Origin of the sequence: Methanococcoides seepicolus, from assembly GCF_023684405.1 — an archaeon.
GTDB classification, from domain to species: domain Archaea; phylum Halobacteriota; class Methanosarcinia; order Methanosarcinales; family Methanosarcinaceae; genus Methanococcoides; species Methanococcoides seepicolus.
This window is the reverse complement of the sequence record NZ_JAGSOI010000008.1, coordinates 22,074-37,051: the sequence shown is the minus strand read 5'-3', so window position 1 is coordinate 37,051 and position 14,978 is coordinate 22,074. Positions and strand designations below refer to the sequence as shown.

The window sequence follows — 14,978 nt, the reverse complement described above, 5'->3', positions numbered from 1 at the left end:
ATATTAGATTCAATGTACTCAGAAGCTTTAAGATATCCATATTAATGTTTGTGACACAAACGTTTTTATGATATAAAGATTTTCAACTACTATTATTTCCCTTATACCATTATAATATACTGCAACATAATTATAGCAGCAGTTACAAATACGTATTCACAATAACCATACTGGAGTTTTCGATGCATCTTATCATAGCGGAAAAACACATTGCAGCCAAAAGGATAGCAAAGATCCTGGCCCCGAAGGAACCAAAGCAGGTACGTGTCAGCGGAATGGATACGTTCGAATATAAAGACCCTGACGCAGAGGACAGAACAGTCGTAATGGGACTTAGCGGACATATCGTACAGCTCGATTTTCCAAAAGCCTATAACAACTGGCAGAAAGTCGATGCAAATGAACTTATCGATGCTGAGGTAATTACTACACCCACCCATGTAAAGATAGTGGCAGCCCTCAGGAAACTAGGAAAAGAAGCTACGCATGTTACCATTGCTACTGACTACGACCGTGAAGGAGAGCTTATTGGTGTTGAAGCACTGAACATTATCAGGAAAGTGAACCCTGATGTTGAGTTCGATCGTGTATTTTACAGTGCCATAACCAAGACGGAGATAGAAGGAGCTTTTGAGAACCCTGCTTCAATTGATTTTGATCTTGCGGATGCAGGTCATTCAAGACAGGTCATCGACCTTGTATGGGGAGCGTCCCTTACAAGATACCTTTCTATTTCAGCAGGCAGGCTGGGAAAGCTTTTCCTGTCAGTGGGAAGAGTGCAGTCGCCAACACTTGCATTGATAGTTGATAAGGAAAAGGAAAGGCAAGCATTTGTCTCGAAGCCATACTGGGAGGTCAATGCGATCCTTAAGGATAGCGACGATGCAATGGTCAATGTACAGCACAAGAACTCCAAGTTCTGGGAAAAGGAAGAAGCTGATGCGGTAATGGAAGTGGTCGGAGATAAAGCATCCGTATCATCCGTGGAAAGTTCGAAGAAGATAGACAAGGTTCCAACTCCTTTCAATACTACAGAATTCATCGGTGCTGCAAGTTCCATCGGTTTTACAGCATCCAATGCCATGAGGATAGCAGAATCCCTTTACACTAATGGTTTCATTTCATATCCAAGGACGGACAATACTGTTTATCCTGAATCCATCGACCTGAGAGCGCAGATAGAGATATTCAGTAAAGGTCCTTTCAGGGAATATGCCCAAAAATTGCTTGCTAAAGATAAACTTGTGCCTACGCGTGGTAAAAAACAGACCACTGACCACCCTCCTATCTATCCTGCATCACTTGCAAAGAAGAGTGAACTTAATGAGCAGGAGTGGAAACTTTACGAGCTGGTGGTCAGAAGATTCTTCGCAACCTTTGCAGATGAGGCTGAATGGGAGACCATGAAGGTAAGGTTCGATATATCTGGCGAGGAATTCAAGGCTAACGGTGCAAGACTTGTGCAACCGGGATGGAGATGGTACTACCCATATAATGCCCCGCAGGATAGACTGCTTCCGGCACTTTCTGAAGGTGATGTGCTTGATGTGACTGGTAAGGAAATGCTTGACAAGGAAACTCAGCCACCTGGAAGGTACGGGCAAGGACGTCTGATAAAGCTCATGGAGGATCTTGGCCTGGGTACAAAGGCTACACGCCATGAGATCATCAGTAAGCTATATTCAAGGGCATACGTCCATGGAAACCCGCTTCAGCCTACCAAGACATCCTTTGCGGTGATCGAGGCCCTTGAGAAGTACGCACCAACCATTACCAAGCATGACATGACCAGTCAGCTCGAAGAGGATATGAATCGCATCGCTGAAGGGAACGTTAAAGAAGAGAATGTTCTGAATGAATCAAGAAAGATGTTGCATGAAGTGCTTGCAGAGCTTGCCAATAACAGTGAAAATATATCGGAATCCCTGCGTGCAGGTCTTCGCGAAGATAAGGTAATAGGAGAATGCCCAGATTGCGGTTCGAAGCTCATGGTCAGAAGATCGAAGAGAGGATCCCGTTTTATCGGTTGTAATGGATATCCGGATTGTAATTTCTCACTTCCACTTCCAAAGAGCGGACAGATCATCGTTACTGAAAAGGTATGTGAAGAACATGGAATTAATCATGTGAAGATAATCAATCCCGGAAAACGTCCATGGGACCTAGGGTGTCCGCAATGTAATTTCATTGAGTGGAAGAAGACGCAGGAAGAAGAAAAGGCCAAGCAGCCAAAGGTCCCGATTCCTGATAAGATCACGGATGTTCCGGGTATCGGGAAGGTCACTGCTGAAAAACTTAAAAATGCAGAGATCGATACTGTTGATGAGCTCAGGCAAGCAAATGCCATTGAGCTTTCAAAAATCACAAGCCTACCTGCAGGTAAGATCATGAAATGGCAGGAACTTGTTACATAAAACTATAAAAGAGGGGGATTAAAGTGAAACTCGGATTCAAAGGTGGATGTAGGGAAGTCGGACGTTCCGCACTTCTTGTGAATGATGAGATACTTGTGGATTATGGGATGAAACCGGGAGAGGAGCCACTTTACCCGGTGGATTATGTACACCCTAAAGCTGTTCTTATTTCGCATGGACATCTTGACCACTGCGGTGCCGTTCCTAATCTGATGGATATGCAACCCGAGATCTTCATGACACCCCCTACCGCGGACCTTGCACAGATACTTGCAAAGGACACTCTGAAAATTGCAGAGAGGGAAGGAACACCCATAGCATTTGACGAACGGGAGATCCAACAAATGGTGCTGAACACCAAGACTGTCGATACGGGTGTGGAGTTCCATACACATGGATATACAGCCCAGTTCTACAATGCGGGTCATATTCCAGGCTCATCTGCGATCTATCTTGAAAAGGATGGAAAAAGCATTGTATATACTGGTGATATCAGTACGCAAGAGACACGTCTTGTCCCCTCAGCAGATGAATTGCCAGAAGCAGATGCACTTATCATTGAAAGCACATATTTTGGAGAGGACCACCCTACGAGAAAGGAAACTGAGAGGGAATTCATCGATTCACTCAGGGATACCATCGACCTTGGTGGCAATGTCATTATTCCTGCCTTTGCCATTGGCAGAACACAGGAAGTCTTGATGGTGTTGAGCGATAACGGCATTCCTGCCTATGTGGACGGCATGGGAGTCAGCATCTACAAGCTTCTTATGAATTATCCGGAATACTTGAAGAATCCAGAAAAACTCAAGCATGCTTTTGATAATGCTACAATTGTCAAGGGGCGTAAGAGAGAAAATATACCACTTAACGGTACAGTTATCGTTACGACCGCTGGAATGCTCAATGGCGGGCCTGTCCTTCATTATATTAACAGGCTATACAAGGACCCAAAGTCCAAGATAATGCTTACCGGTTATCAGGTTGAGGGTACCAATGGAAGAATGGCACTCGACACCGGCAATATCGATAATGATGGTATTCTACAGAACATACGCATGAAGATCGAGCAATATGATTATTCTGCACATTCCGGTGATAAAGAGCTTAAAGCCATGGTCAATGATTTCTGCGACAAGGGCGGAGAAAAGGTATTTGCGATGCATGGTGAAAATACCGAGCAGTTCGCAGAATGGGTGAGAGATGAGATTGGTGTTGAGGGTTACGCACCTGCCAATGGCGAGGAGATCACCATTTAACTTCATTCTGCCACTTTTGAAAGTGGCAATCTTTTTTTAGAGTTCGATCAACTTTTCTAAAAGATGAGGGAAAGAGATCGTATAAACAATGAAAGGTGAAAAAGAAGAAAAAGGAAAGAATAGTTTTCCAATAAAATACCCCGCTAATAATCGATCGCATATGATCGATCAAAGGAAGTATGGGAAATTGAAAGGAACTGTATTATTTTGCGGGAATCCGTATAAATGCCTGTCCGGAACTTGAAAAGAACCCGTGTTTTTCCTTTTCATTTATAAGCATAGTAGTATGTTCATCTTCATCTTTCTTTGAGCTCTCTGTATTCCCCATGTTATCCCCTCTCTTAAGCAGATAGACTGCGATCAGAGGATTATATCATAACCCTCATCATAATAATAATTATATTGTGTGCAATATATAAGCCTTACGATTGTATATTAAAAAACAAGACCTTTAAACAACATGAAAAACAAAGGAAGGAGCAATATAAAGAAAAAAATAGAGAACATGACCAAAATTATCAGCAAAGATCGAATCGACCCAGGTCTTCAAGAGTATTAATATTAATAAGGCTCTTAAGCTGAGGATCGAATTCCTTTAGCAGCTCGATGCTGACCTTTGCAACATCATCCAACTCAAAGACTGGTGCCAGTATAAATTTTCTGTTTGCCTGTATGGAGCTTTCTATCAGAGGCAACATCGGTCCAACGCGGTAGACACTGCACAAAGGCTCCATTGAACCATCGTTGTGCACAGGAACCGCAGCATCATGCCCTTCCGCACAATGGAACATGAACTTCACGACCTCTTTATCAATGAAAGGCATGTCGCATGCAGTTACAAAGATGTATTCGCCTTTCGCCTTTTTAAATCCTTCAAGCATACCGGCAAGCGGACCTACATCCTCATAGGTATCGAACACCATTTCCTTCCCACAGGCATCGCCTGCAAGCTCCTGTGCCTGCTCTTCATCCCTTACAGAAACTATGACATCATCCACGATACCCTCGAGTATGCCAATTGTACGCTCAAGCAAAGACCCTTCACTACCCCTTATAAGAGATTTCTCCACATTCCCAAGACGCCTGCCGCGTCCACCTGCAAGAATCAGTGCTGATAAGCTCATCAGAATCTAATTTGGAATATTAGTACATATAAGTAAGCCTTAAAGCAGAAAATATTAAGTTCAAAAATGTCATATGTAGACATATGATCACAAATCCAGAATCCGAGAATATCGAAGTGATGGCAAAGATGATATTGACCGCAGCAAGGACAGCTCCAAAAGCAAAGGGCAGAGATAGCATTGTTACCGGGCTTCTGGAACCATCCGACATAAAGATACTTGCAGACTCCATGGATGCAATGGCAGAAAGTAAAGGAGAAGGATTTGGGTTCTTTAACCTTAATGCTCAAAATGTCAGGGATGCGGATGCAGTAATACTCATCGGCCTTAAGACATCAGAACCAACCGGATTGAACTGTGGAGCATGCGGTTTTTCCACATGCAAGGAAATGATAGGACAGACACTGGTCAAAGCCGATTTTAACGGCCCGAAATGTGCCTTCAAGTACATTGACCTCGGGATCGCACTGGGAAGTGCAGCAGCAAAGGCAAAGGACCTCTGCATCGACAACCGTATAATGTACACCATTGGGGCAGGTGCATTAGCAGCCGGATTGCTTGATGCCGATATTGCATGCGGAATACCGCTGAGCGTGAAAGGAAAAAACATATTCTTTGACAGGAAATGAACTCAAATTAAGAGATTTCAGGAAAGACCTCTACAATTGGTTCCATTCACAGAATCGGAGTTGGTGTGACATCCATACCAATAACTGCAGGTTTCCCATATTCACCAATATTTTGACAAATTCATCATGAGAAATGCCACGAATACTTTTCAAAAAGAGATACTTCAGAGCCAAAACCCATATATACAAGACGAGAACAGGCCTATGCCCCCTTATTGGAATCAAACTGATGAAGGGACAATCCATTTTATTGCAAGATATAAAATGGATTTCTTGTGCAGAACACCTGTGCTCCGGATGAGCCTTTGGCAATGTCAATGCCGAATATAACCCCGGTTCCCACAACCATTATAAATTAAATTGTGAGGTCATAGAATATACATCATTCGCCCTTGATAATTCGAACGACCTCATCCAGGTCCTTTTCAATATTATACTTCCGCTTAAAATGAGTAAGCACATTGAAAACATCGCGCCTTAGCAGATCTTCTGCATTAAGATGATCAAGGGTCACATACTGTGGCCAGTCGATGAACTCAACGCCTTCCTCACTGACAAAGATATTGTATTCACTAAGGTCTGAATGGATGATGCCCAGAGAATGGACCTTGGTCATTTGGGAAAGGATCTCCTCAAGTACCCAATTCGGCTCAGTGAGCTTTGTTTTAACAAGAATGCTGCCCTTTGCAGGAGCCATCACAATAGCATGTCTGTTGTAATCAAGAGGCTTTGGAATTGAGATCTCGGAGTATAACTGCTCCATAATATCGAACTCTCGCTTTGCGGAAAGCCTTGCAGCATATATCCATGAGAAATGTTCACGGTAAGCAAGGTGCTCACGACCCCTTTTTACACTCTTGAAACTGGTACGACCTTCCCGGTGGAACTTAATAATGACCGTAGTAGGATCTCCAATAGCAAGTTCAGGTTCCCTGATAGCCTCATGCACGACAGACTCTTTACCCACACCGATCTCATCGCCAATTGCGCTGACAGATCCCCTCTTGACAAAAGTGTTCAAAGCGAGTGCATCATAACCGTCAAAATATATCTGATAGCCCTCGTAGGGAGTTTTCGTACCCACGACCATATTAGACCTGAAAAGCTGAAGGAGCTTATACTCAAGCTGACTATATGAGAATCTAGTATATTTCCGGACCTCCTCAACAGGAACCCACTCATAGTGTTTCATTCCTATTTCGATACCCATCAGTATACGAAGGTCTTTACTATCCAGTTGCCTGAATAGTTTTACTACATCATCTATCATCGACTGTTATTATCCCGAATCTTAAAGATAGTTTTTGGTCGTACAACAACACCACGATCAAGAAAGACGTTTCCTTGACTCCTCCACCTCATCCACAATATCAGGATATTCGCGGAACACAGACAGAATATCAAGTGCAGCGACAATGTCTACCACCCCAAGAGCCGCCACGACCTCCCCATCAGAAGTTCTGATAGGAGTTACGACCACTGCCTTTCCTTTGTAGACACCCTCTGTCGGCATTTTTCTTATGATCTTGTTGGTCCTTATAACCTCTTCAAGGACAGGACCAGTATAATCATCATCCACAACGACCCCCCGTTCCATACGAAGCCCCTTTAAATTCTTACTTCGGATCGTAACAGGGATCCCAAGCACAGCATGCACTGCCTCAGCTATTGGTTTAAGGTCTTCAGATTTTGAATCGCCACATATTTTCAAACAGATCATATTTTATCCCACCTTTATGACATTTAGATATCTAAAACACTCAAAATGAACATAACGAGAGTTATTTCCCACTCCTATTGAGCCCGGAAACATAATTATAAGCTTCGAACGCTGCAATTACGCCATCACTTGCAGCTGTTATAACCTGTCGCAAAATAGCATTGCGACAATCACCAACCGCAAAAATACCCTTTTCAGAACATTCCATCTTTTCATTGGTTATGATGAAGCCATATTCGTCTTTATCCACATCCACAAATCCAGTATTAGGCTCCACACCCACATATACAAAGACACCATCGATAGGAACCCTACGGACCTCATCGGCATTGATATCGCGTATAACTGCCTCTCTTACGACAGAATCCCCGACAATTTCCTCAAGAGTAGTGTCCCATAAGAACTCAATATTTGATCTGGCAAAAGCCCTGTCCCTAAGTATTTTCGAAGCTCGCAACTCATCCCTTCGATGAACAATACAAACAGATGCAGCCACATCAGAAAGGATCAGAGCATCCGTAATTGCAGACTCGCCGCCGCCCACCACTATTATATTACGACCTGAAAAGAAAGGACCATCGCAAGTAGCACAATAGGAAACGCCTTTTCCACGGAACTCATCCCCCCCCGGAATTCCAAGATGCTTAGGTTCTGCACCGGTTGCAATAATAACACTGCTCGCTTCAAGGTCACCTTCTGAGGTGTGGACGATCTTCCTATCCCCCTCCGACCGAACCTCAAGGACATCCTTATCCTCAACAACGACTCCTGCTGCCTTTGCATGTTCGGCAAATTTGTCCATAAGCTCCATACCGGATATGGAAGGAAAGCCCGGATAGTTCTCCACATTACCAGTAGTTGATATCTGCCCGCTAACAAATCTTTTTTCAAGAACTAGCGTATTGAGACCATACCTTACAGCATAGATCCCTGCAGAAAGACCCCCTGGCCCTCCGCCAATGATTATAAGATCATAGACCACTTTAAATACCTCATCAAGATAGCATCGAAACAGCTTTTTCCTTGTCAGGAACACCAACAAACGCCACTTCCCCATCGATAATAGTGGTAGGAACTGACATTATAGAATACTCCTCTGCAAGTTTTTCACCCTCAGGAGTGTCAAAGTCAATTTCATCATAATCAAAATCATGCGCCTCTTTTAAGCTCTGCCAGAGCTTCTTTGCCTCAGGACAGACATGACACCATGAAGCATGAACAAGTATAACTTTTGTCATCAAATACCCCCATATAGTTCTATTGATACTATATAATAAGAAACTCATCCAATAAATACAATACTAAAAAAATAAAAGGGAAATACCCGATCATCAGGCATCCATATTCTTACTGAACGTTCAGCCAGACCTGATCAAGCTGTCCGCTGTAACGAGTTCCACAAAATTCAAATCAGCGGTTGGCTCTTCTATCGCAGCCCACCCCGGAACATTATAAGAAAAACTCGGTATCGATCAGCATAAATACGAACCTTTTGACGAAGATGAATACATGGATTCCGAGGATAGTGACTATGTCTGAGGGAATAGATGTTGAACATGAAAGGAAGGTAGCAGAATTCTACCAGTCATTGGGGATAAATCAAGGACCAGGAGATATTCAATACCGCCTTATATTATTAGTTCTAAAGAAAAATGAAGGTAAAATAACGGAATTTGCAGAGATAGGGGCATACACAGACCAATTTGCAGATAGAGGAAGTATTGGAAGTAAGATGAAGAGCGTCTTCCAATTAGAGGGACTTGCAGAGAAAGTACAACGCGGTGGTTATGTGATAACAGAAAGGGGATTAATAGCCGCTAATTTTTTGAAGTATACATCTGCATTCTACAAAAAGACAAAGAGCATGCAGGCAATGCTTGATCGTCTTCCGTAATGGCGAAAGATGTATATAGAATAAATTGTATGTACATATTTATACGTCAATGTACATAAGTGGTTATTATGCACTCTGCAATACATGAAATTATCAATTCTACGGAAAAGCGGATCAAAACGCTTTATGAAGCGGAAGATCGTCCTACTTTGAAGGGAAATACACAGGGGATAGAGAAGATAATCGAAGCTATCCAATCGAAAAAGAATAGCGGAAAGGTTCCGATAATCGCAGAGGTCAAACCTGCATCCCCATCTATGAAAATAAGGGACATTTCACCGGAAGAAGCGGGAAAAATAGCCATGGATATGGAAAATGCAGGAGCTATTGCCATATCTGTTCTGACAGAACCGGAGTTCTTTGAAGGTTCTATTGATAATCTTAAAGCTGTCAGAGAAGCTATTTCATTACCTGTCCTGAGAAAAGATTTCATTATTGATAAGGTGCAGTTCGATGAGGTGAGAAGTGATCTTATACTGTTGATAGCAGGCATTCTCGGTGAGAAACTGGAGGAGCTCATTGAATATGCACGATCAAAGGGATTCGAACCCCTCGTGGAAGTACATAATACGGAAGAACTTACATATGTTCTTGAGAATAGTTCAGCAAAGATAGTAGGCATCAATAATCGCGACCTTACAACCCTTGAGGTGGATATTGCCACCACAGAGGAACTTATACCGATAATAAAGAAGTACGACAGGAGAACAGGTGAAGAGCACCTTGTGATCAGTGAGAGTGGCGTACACACATCTGAAGACGCAAGAAGGATGATGAGAGCCGGCGCTGATGCGATACTTATAGGAACTTCCATTGTCAAAGATGGAGACGTTTATAGAAAGACCAAAGAACTGGTCGATGCACTTGATGACACTATTGAATGATAATAGGGAGGTATGATATGAGCGATACAAAATATGGTAAGTACGGCGGACAGTTCGTCCCGGAGATATTGATGCCTGCTCTCGAAGAGCTTGAACAGGGATATGAGAAGTACAGGAACGACCCACAATTTCTGGAGGAGCTTAATTATTATCTGAAAGATTTTGCAGGTCGGGAAACACCTCTATATCACGCCAGGAACCTTAGCAAGAAATACGGCACAAAGATCTATCTGAAAAGGGAAGATCTGGTACATGGTGGCGCTCACAAGCTGAACAACACGATCGGCCAGGCATTGCTTGCGAAGTATATGGGAAAGACAAGACTTGTGGCAGAGACCGGAGCAGGCCAGCATGGCACTGCCACTGCCATGGCAGGGACTAATCTGGGATTCGAAACACATGTGTATATGGGTGCCAAGGACACTGAAAGGCAGCGCATGAACGTTTATCGAATGGAGATCATGGGAACAGAAGTACATCCGGTCGAGTCCGGATCAAGGACACTTAAAGATGCTATCAACGAAGCACTGCGCGATTGGGTCTCAAATGTAGAGAATACACATTATCTGATAGGTTCAGTAGTTGGACCACATCCATATCCGATGATGGTAAGAGATTTCCAGAGCGTGATCGGAAATGAGGTCAAGCAGCAGATAATGGAAAAGGAGGGACGTTATCCGGATTCCATAGTTGCATGTACAGGTGGCGGTAGTAATGCAATGGGCATATTCTACCCGTTCATTGAAGAGGACGTGAAACTTATAGCAGTAGAAGCAGGCGGAAAAGGTATGAAATATACCAAGGATGCTGCACTTCATTCGGCATCACTGTCCGTTGGAGAGGATGGCGTTCTCCAGGGTGCTTGTACCCGCATACTTCAGGATGAGTACGGCCAGATCCTCGAATCAAGTTCCATTTCAGCAGGATTGGATTATTCAGGAGTAGGGCCCGAACTTGCCCATCTTGCGGATATTGGAAGAATTATCCCCCGTGTTGTCAATGATGATATGGCATTGGAGGCATTCCATGAACTAAGCCGTGTGGAAGGCATTATCCCTGCACTGGAATCATCCCATGCAATAGCACATGTCATGGAAGCAGCAGAGTCAGGAGAACTTGGCGAGCTTGTGGTCATCAATCTCTCCGGAAGAGGAGACAAAGATCTTGAAACCGTGATCGGACTCGAAAGGAGGGGATGATATGAGATTAGCTGATAAATTCAATGAACTAAAGAACAGGAACGAAACAGCACTTCTTGCTTATGTGTGTGCAGGAGATCCCGATATTGATTCAACTTCACGAATTGTTGATTCACTGATAAAGGGCGGTGCAGATATTATTGAACTGGGATTGCCGTTCTCTGATCCGGTGGCAGACGGACCTACCATACAGGCAGCATCTGAAAGAGCACTTTCAGCAGGAATGAACCCGGACAGGTATTTTGAACTTGTGGCAAACCTTGATGTGCAGGTCCCACTTGTGTGTATGACATATTATAATCTGATATACAAACGCGGAATTGAAAGATTTGTAAAGGATTGTGTCAGTTCAGGCATCAGCGGATTGATCATACCAGATCTGCCGGCAGAAGAAAGCCATGATCTTGCAAACTGCTGTTCACAGGAAGGAGTTGACCTGATATTTTTGGTAGCCCCGGTTACCACGGATGAGAGAATAGAGATGATATTGTCCAAGACGTCCGGCTTTGTGTATATTGTCTCAAGATTGGGCGTTACAGGGACGCGAACCGATGTTACAGCTGCGACCTCCGACATAATTTCAAGGGTCAGGACAGACATCCCGAAGGCGGTTGGTTTCGGAATTTCCAATGCAGAGCAAGCTGCAAAGATTATAGAAGCAGGTGCGGACGGAGTTATAGTGGGTTCCGCTTTTGTAGATATTATTGCATCAGGGGATAATGTCAATAAAAGACTGGAAGACCTTACAACTGAAATAAAGGCAGTCTGCAGAAGGGACTGAAGAACAGAAATTAAACTTAGAGGGAGTTTGCTCCCTCTGTAATTATTCGAACAACTGGTCTACGAACCATTTAGGATCGAACTTTTTAAGGTCGTCATACCCCTGGCCCATTCCGAGGAACAGAATTGGCTTACCTGTTATGTAGGCAATGGATATTGCTGCACCACCTTTGGAATCAGCATCTGTTTTCGTTAGAATTGAGCCATGAATTGGGACAGCAGCATTGAATTGCTGAGCACGTTCTACAGCGTCATTGCCTGCAACTGCCTCGTCCACAAAGATTATGAGATCGGGAGAGCTTACACGGCAGACCTTCTCAAGCTGTGCCATAAGATTCACATTGGTGTGCATCCTACCGGCCGTATCGGAAAGTATGACATCTACATTATGTGCCTTTGCATGCTGTACAGCATCATAGACAACTGCTGCAGGGTCACCGCCTTCCTGATGCTTGATCAGTTTTACGCCGATCCTTTCTGCATGAATAGCAATTTGATCGATAGCTCCTGCCCTGAAAGTATCACCGGCTGCAATAACAACAGAATAATTCATGTCTTTCAGGCGTTTTGCCATTTTTGAGATGGTTGTGGTCTTTCCAGTACCGTTAATACCTATGAAAACGATATGAACCGGTTTTTTCGCATCCCTGATATACTCATCAAGATCAAAAACGTTTGCAGACATGACTTTATAGATAGCACTTCTCAATGCATTCTCCACAAGTTCACCAGTATTGCTTCCGAGCTTCTTGCGACTTCCCACAAGTTCTCCTTTCACGGACTCGACTATCGCTTCTGCGACATTGATGGCAATATCACTCTCAAGCAAAGCCATTTCAAGCTCCCAGAGTGAATCTTCGATATCACTTCCATCGAGTATGACCTCCCTTTCGAAAACAAGGGCTTTGGCCTTTTGAGCAAAACCGATCTTTTGTTTTAACGGAGCGGGAGCTTCTGCTTTGTCAAGCTTTTCTTCAGAAGAAGAAGAAACGTTTTCCGAAACCTCTGGAGTTGATACTGGCCCTTCTGCCGGTTCGACCTCAACAATCTCTTCGACAGGCTCTTTCAACTCAACAGCCTTCTCATCGATCGTCTTACCGATCGATTGTTTGAAACTACCAAGTTTTTCCTTGAGCTTATTAAACACTAAAACTCATCCTTAAAAATGATAAAAATAAAAAAGGAATCAGAACATAATGAACAAGATCACTGCGGAGGTCTGTTTCCAACTGTTGATTCAATTGAAGCCAGACGCTGCCCTATCTGAGTAAGGGTTCCATTCAAGCGTTCAACAACCTTGCCGAGCTCTTCCTTGCGCTGAGTGAGCGTTTCAATGGCTTCAGCCGGAGTTTTCTCCACACTGATACCTGCTCCGACACTTACAACGATCTTATCGACATCTGCAATATTTGCATGTATCAATGCCCCTGCTCCCAGAGGGATCATCGTATTAATAGCACCGGAAGCGGATTTAAGCTCCTCCAGAGTTAAGATGGCACGTGCGCAATCCTCAATGGACCTCTGCACCATACCGAGCTGCTGATTAACTGATTCAGCATTCTGCTGCAACTCGCGATGTTGCGCTGCGAGATTTCGTGCGTCCTGTTCACTCATTTCTGACATAGATCTCATGCCTCTGTGACACTCTCGATCTTTATTAATGCCCTAACGATCCTATGTTTACTACCAAAAGTGGACAATGTCTTATCACGAGCATTCTTTTCATTTTGGCTCTCGACGTTCTTGGTGAACTTCTCCCAAGAATGTCCTGCTTTGAATGTGCCTTTGACAACATAATTCTGCATATGAAATCACCTGTTATATTTATTAATTTAAAGACCAATGATCAAGCAAAGAACAGTGCGTCCTCAACCCTTCCGAGTTCGTGACCCGTAGTATTGGAACCTGCTACATATCCTTTTGAATTGGCGAGCAAACCTGAGCCTACTGCTTGTGAACCATAGTTAGTGGTACCCACTTCGACAGGAAGAGCGAACACATCCTCAAGAACGGAAAGTTCATCCGGTGTCACCATTGGGTGGACCAGTAAACCTCTGTTCGTGGCAACGCCTGCCATTCCAACAGTTCCCAGACCTGCAATAGTGCCTCTGTGAACATCTACTCCAAGAACCCTTGAGATCACTTCTATCGAGCTATCGGTCATTTCCGGATGTACAAGTGCTGCCGTATCATTTGCCAATATCACATTTCCAACGGCTGTGAGCATATCTGGAAGCACTTCGACTGGGACCTCAACGTCTTTGAGATCACTGACATTGGCATCCCTTGATATCAGGAAACCATTTGAATTGCCTTTGGAAAGTGAACCTACCACAATACTGCCATTTATCAATGTAGAGATTACCTTTACATCAAGCTGTTCTGCAAGCAAGTCGATAGCCTTTCCGGCAGTACCGATAGGAACGATAGCCACATCTTCCGTACATGTGGCAAATACCCCTAATACAGGGTTATCATAGATGTTCACTGTTTTGATCATTATTGTCCTATGCTATACGATATAAGATCCATCTTAAGATCAAGCAAGTTCTGCCTGAACTTCTCCATCTTCGAACTTTGCAGCTCGAATACGAATGGACGATGGTGGTTTCTGAGAACCTCGTTCCCAGATTCTGTGATTGATAGTAGCATCTATCTTAATCTGTGAAGGATCTGCTTTCATGTGCCTTACAAGATATTTTCTTATAAGAGACATAGCTCTGCCGGTACGCTTCCACCTTGGAGCAAGCTTTGCTTCACGAAGTGGAATAGTGTAGATCTGTTCCTTTACCGCGTCTTCTGCCATTGTCATCACCTTATTTCACGTCTAAACTGTTCCTTCTCCAGTGCCTTCTCTTTGGGTGGCTAACAACCTTTCTGTTAGTCTTGATGATCACCCAGGTTGGTACGCGCTGATTCTGATTATGCGCTTTTGCCAGCCTTATCTTCTGTCCTTTTGTATTGTGGCTCACTTATCTCACCTGTGATTTGATTAATTGTAACGCCAATCATAAAGATTTGCGTCTATAAATCGATTATCCTATAAATCATTAATCTATGGGCAATAAGATTCCC

General features: G+C 43.6%; 19 protein-coding genes. 7 read left to right on the top strand and 12 right to left on the bottom strand.

Annotated features, from left to right (window positions below):
- The first annotated feature begins 182 nt into the window (after positions 1-182).
- Complete coding sequence (locus KDK67_RS03465; protein WP_250867444.1) at positions 183-2,414, top strand: DNA topoisomerase I; 2,232 nt, start codon at positions 183-185, stop codon at positions 2,412-2,414.
- A 23-nt stretch (positions 2,415-2,437) separates the two neighbouring features.
- Positions 2,438-3,673: an MBL fold metallo-hydrolase gene (locus KDK67_RS03460; RefSeq protein ID WP_250867443.1), complete on the top strand. Its 1,236-nt coding sequence runs from the start codon at positions 2,438-2,440 to the stop codon at positions 3,671-3,673.
- A gap of 202 nt (positions 3,674-3,875) precedes the next feature.
- Here the strand turns inward: KDK67_RS03460 and KDK67_RS14240 are convergent, their stop codons facing one another.
- Both KDK67_RS14240 and mobA read right to left on the bottom strand, forming a co-directional pair.
- A complete protein-coding gene (locus tag KDK67_RS14240; RefSeq protein ID WP_276575049.1) occupies positions 3,876-4,001 on the bottom strand; it encodes a hypothetical protein in 126 nt (41 codons plus the stop codon).
- A gap of 190 nt (positions 4,002-4,191) precedes the next feature.
- Positions 4,192-4,797 carry a molybdenum cofactor guanylyltransferase gene (gene mobA / locus KDK67_RS03455; protein WP_250867442.1) on the bottom strand — a complete coding sequence of 202 codons (606 nt, stop codon included), beginning with the start codon at positions 4,795-4,797 and terminating at the stop codon, positions 4,192-4,194.
- An 83-nt stretch (positions 4,798-4,880) separates the two neighbouring features.
- On the opposite strand from mobA, the gene KDK67_RS03450 reads away from it, so the two are divergent.
- Positions 4,881-5,426 carry a ferredoxin domain-containing protein gene (locus tag KDK67_RS03450; protein ID WP_250867441.1) on the top strand — a complete coding sequence of 182 codons (546 nt, stop codon included), beginning with the start codon at positions 4,881-4,883 and terminating at the stop codon, positions 5,424-5,426.
- Between the two features lie 382 nt (positions 5,427-5,808).
- Here the strand turns inward: KDK67_RS03450 and KDK67_RS03445 are convergent, their stop codons facing one another.
- The 4 genes from KDK67_RS03445 to KDK67_RS03430 form a co-directional block, all read right to left on the bottom strand.
- Entirely contained in the window at positions 5,809-6,696 is an 888-nt protein-coding gene (locus KDK67_RS03445; RefSeq protein WP_250867440.1) for an RIO1 family regulatory kinase/ATPase domain-containing protein, read from the bottom strand.
- Positions 6,697-6,753: 57 nt separating this feature from the next.
- Positions 6,754-7,146 (bottom strand): DUF2111 domain-containing protein, encoded by a 393-nt coding sequence (locus KDK67_RS03440; RefSeq protein WP_250867439.1) that lies wholly within the window; start codon positions 7,144-7,146, stop codon positions 6,754-6,756.
- 61 nt (positions 7,147-7,207) lie between these two features.
- Positions 7,208-8,176 (bottom strand): thioredoxin-disulfide reductase, encoded by a 969-nt coding sequence (gene trxB / locus KDK67_RS03435; RefSeq protein ID WP_420846917.1) that lies wholly within the window; start codon positions 8,174-8,176, stop codon positions 7,208-7,210.
- Entirely contained in the window at positions 8,142-8,384 is a 243-nt protein-coding gene (locus KDK67_RS03430; RefSeq protein WP_250867437.1) for a glutaredoxin family protein, read from the bottom strand. Before KDK67_RS03430 ends, trxB begins: the two co-directional genes overlap by 35 nt.
- A 293-nt stretch (positions 8,385-8,677) precedes the next feature.
- On the opposite strand from KDK67_RS03430, the gene KDK67_RS03425 reads away from it, so the two are divergent.
- The 4 genes from KDK67_RS03425 (at position 8,678) to trpA (ending at position 11,904) form a co-directional block, all read left to right on the top strand.
- Positions 8,678-9,040, top strand: a complete 363-nt coding sequence (locus tag KDK67_RS03425) for a hypothetical protein (protein WP_250867436.1) — start codon at positions 8,678-8,680, stop codon at positions 9,038-9,040.
- 68 nt (positions 9,041-9,108) lie between these two features.
- On the top strand, positions 9,109-9,924 hold the full coding sequence (locus KDK67_RS03420) for an indole-3-glycerol-phosphate synthase (protein WP_250867435.1): 816 nt from the start codon (positions 9,109-9,111) through the stop codon (positions 9,922-9,924).
- A gap of 17 nt (positions 9,925-9,941) precedes the next feature.
- The gene (gene trpB / locus KDK67_RS03415) at positions 9,942-11,123 is read left to right on the top strand and encodes a tryptophan synthase subunit beta (RefSeq protein WP_250867434.1); all 1,182 of its coding nucleotides are present in this window, start codon (positions 9,942-9,944) and stop codon (positions 11,121-11,123) included.
- A gap of 1 nt (position 11,124) precedes the next feature.
- A complete protein-coding gene (gene trpA / locus KDK67_RS03410; RefSeq protein WP_250867433.1) occupies positions 11,125-11,904 on the top strand; it encodes a tryptophan synthase subunit alpha in 780 nt (259 codons plus the stop codon).
- Positions 11,905-11,946: 42 nt separating this feature from the next.
- Here the strand turns inward: trpA and ftsY are convergent, their stop codons facing one another.
- Genes ftsY through KDK67_RS03380 form a run of 6 tightly spaced genes read right to left on the bottom strand, consistent with a single transcriptional unit; the run spans position 11,947 to position 14,875 of the window.
- The gene (ftsY, locus tag KDK67_RS03405; RefSeq protein ID WP_250867432.1) at positions 11,947-13,050 is read right to left on the bottom strand and encodes a signal recognition particle-docking protein FtsY; all 1,104 of its coding nucleotides are present in this window, start codon (positions 13,048-13,050) and stop codon (positions 11,947-11,949) included.
- Positions 13,051-13,109: 59 nt separating this feature from the next.
- Complete coding sequence (pfdA, locus tag KDK67_RS03400; protein WP_250867431.1) at positions 13,110-13,535, bottom strand: prefoldin subunit alpha; 426 nt, start codon at positions 13,533-13,535, stop codon at positions 13,110-13,112.
- The gene (rpl18a, locus tag KDK67_RS03395) at positions 13,532-13,708 is read right to left on the bottom strand and encodes a 50S ribosomal protein L18Ae (protein ID WP_011498294.1); all 177 of its coding nucleotides are present in this window, start codon (positions 13,706-13,708) and stop codon (positions 13,532-13,534) included. The genes pfdA and rpl18a overlap by 4 nt, the downstream gene beginning before the upstream one ends.
- A gap of 41 nt (positions 13,709-13,749) precedes the next feature.
- Positions 13,750-14,403: a translation initiation factor IF-6 gene (locus tag KDK67_RS03390; RefSeq protein ID WP_250867430.1), complete on the bottom strand. Its 654-nt coding sequence runs from the start codon at positions 14,401-14,403 to the stop codon at positions 13,750-13,752.
- 39 nt (positions 14,404-14,442) lie between these two features.
- On the bottom strand, positions 14,443-14,709 hold the full coding sequence (locus tag KDK67_RS03385) for a 50S ribosomal protein L31e (protein ID WP_011498296.1): 267 nt from the start codon (positions 14,707-14,709) through the stop codon (positions 14,443-14,445).
- A 10-nt stretch (positions 14,710-14,719) separates the two neighbouring features.
- Positions 14,720-14,875, bottom strand: a complete 156-nt coding sequence (locus tag KDK67_RS03380; RefSeq protein WP_011498297.1) for a 50S ribosomal protein L39e — start codon at positions 14,873-14,875, stop codon at positions 14,720-14,722.
- Positions 14,876-14,978 lie beyond the last annotated feature (103 nt).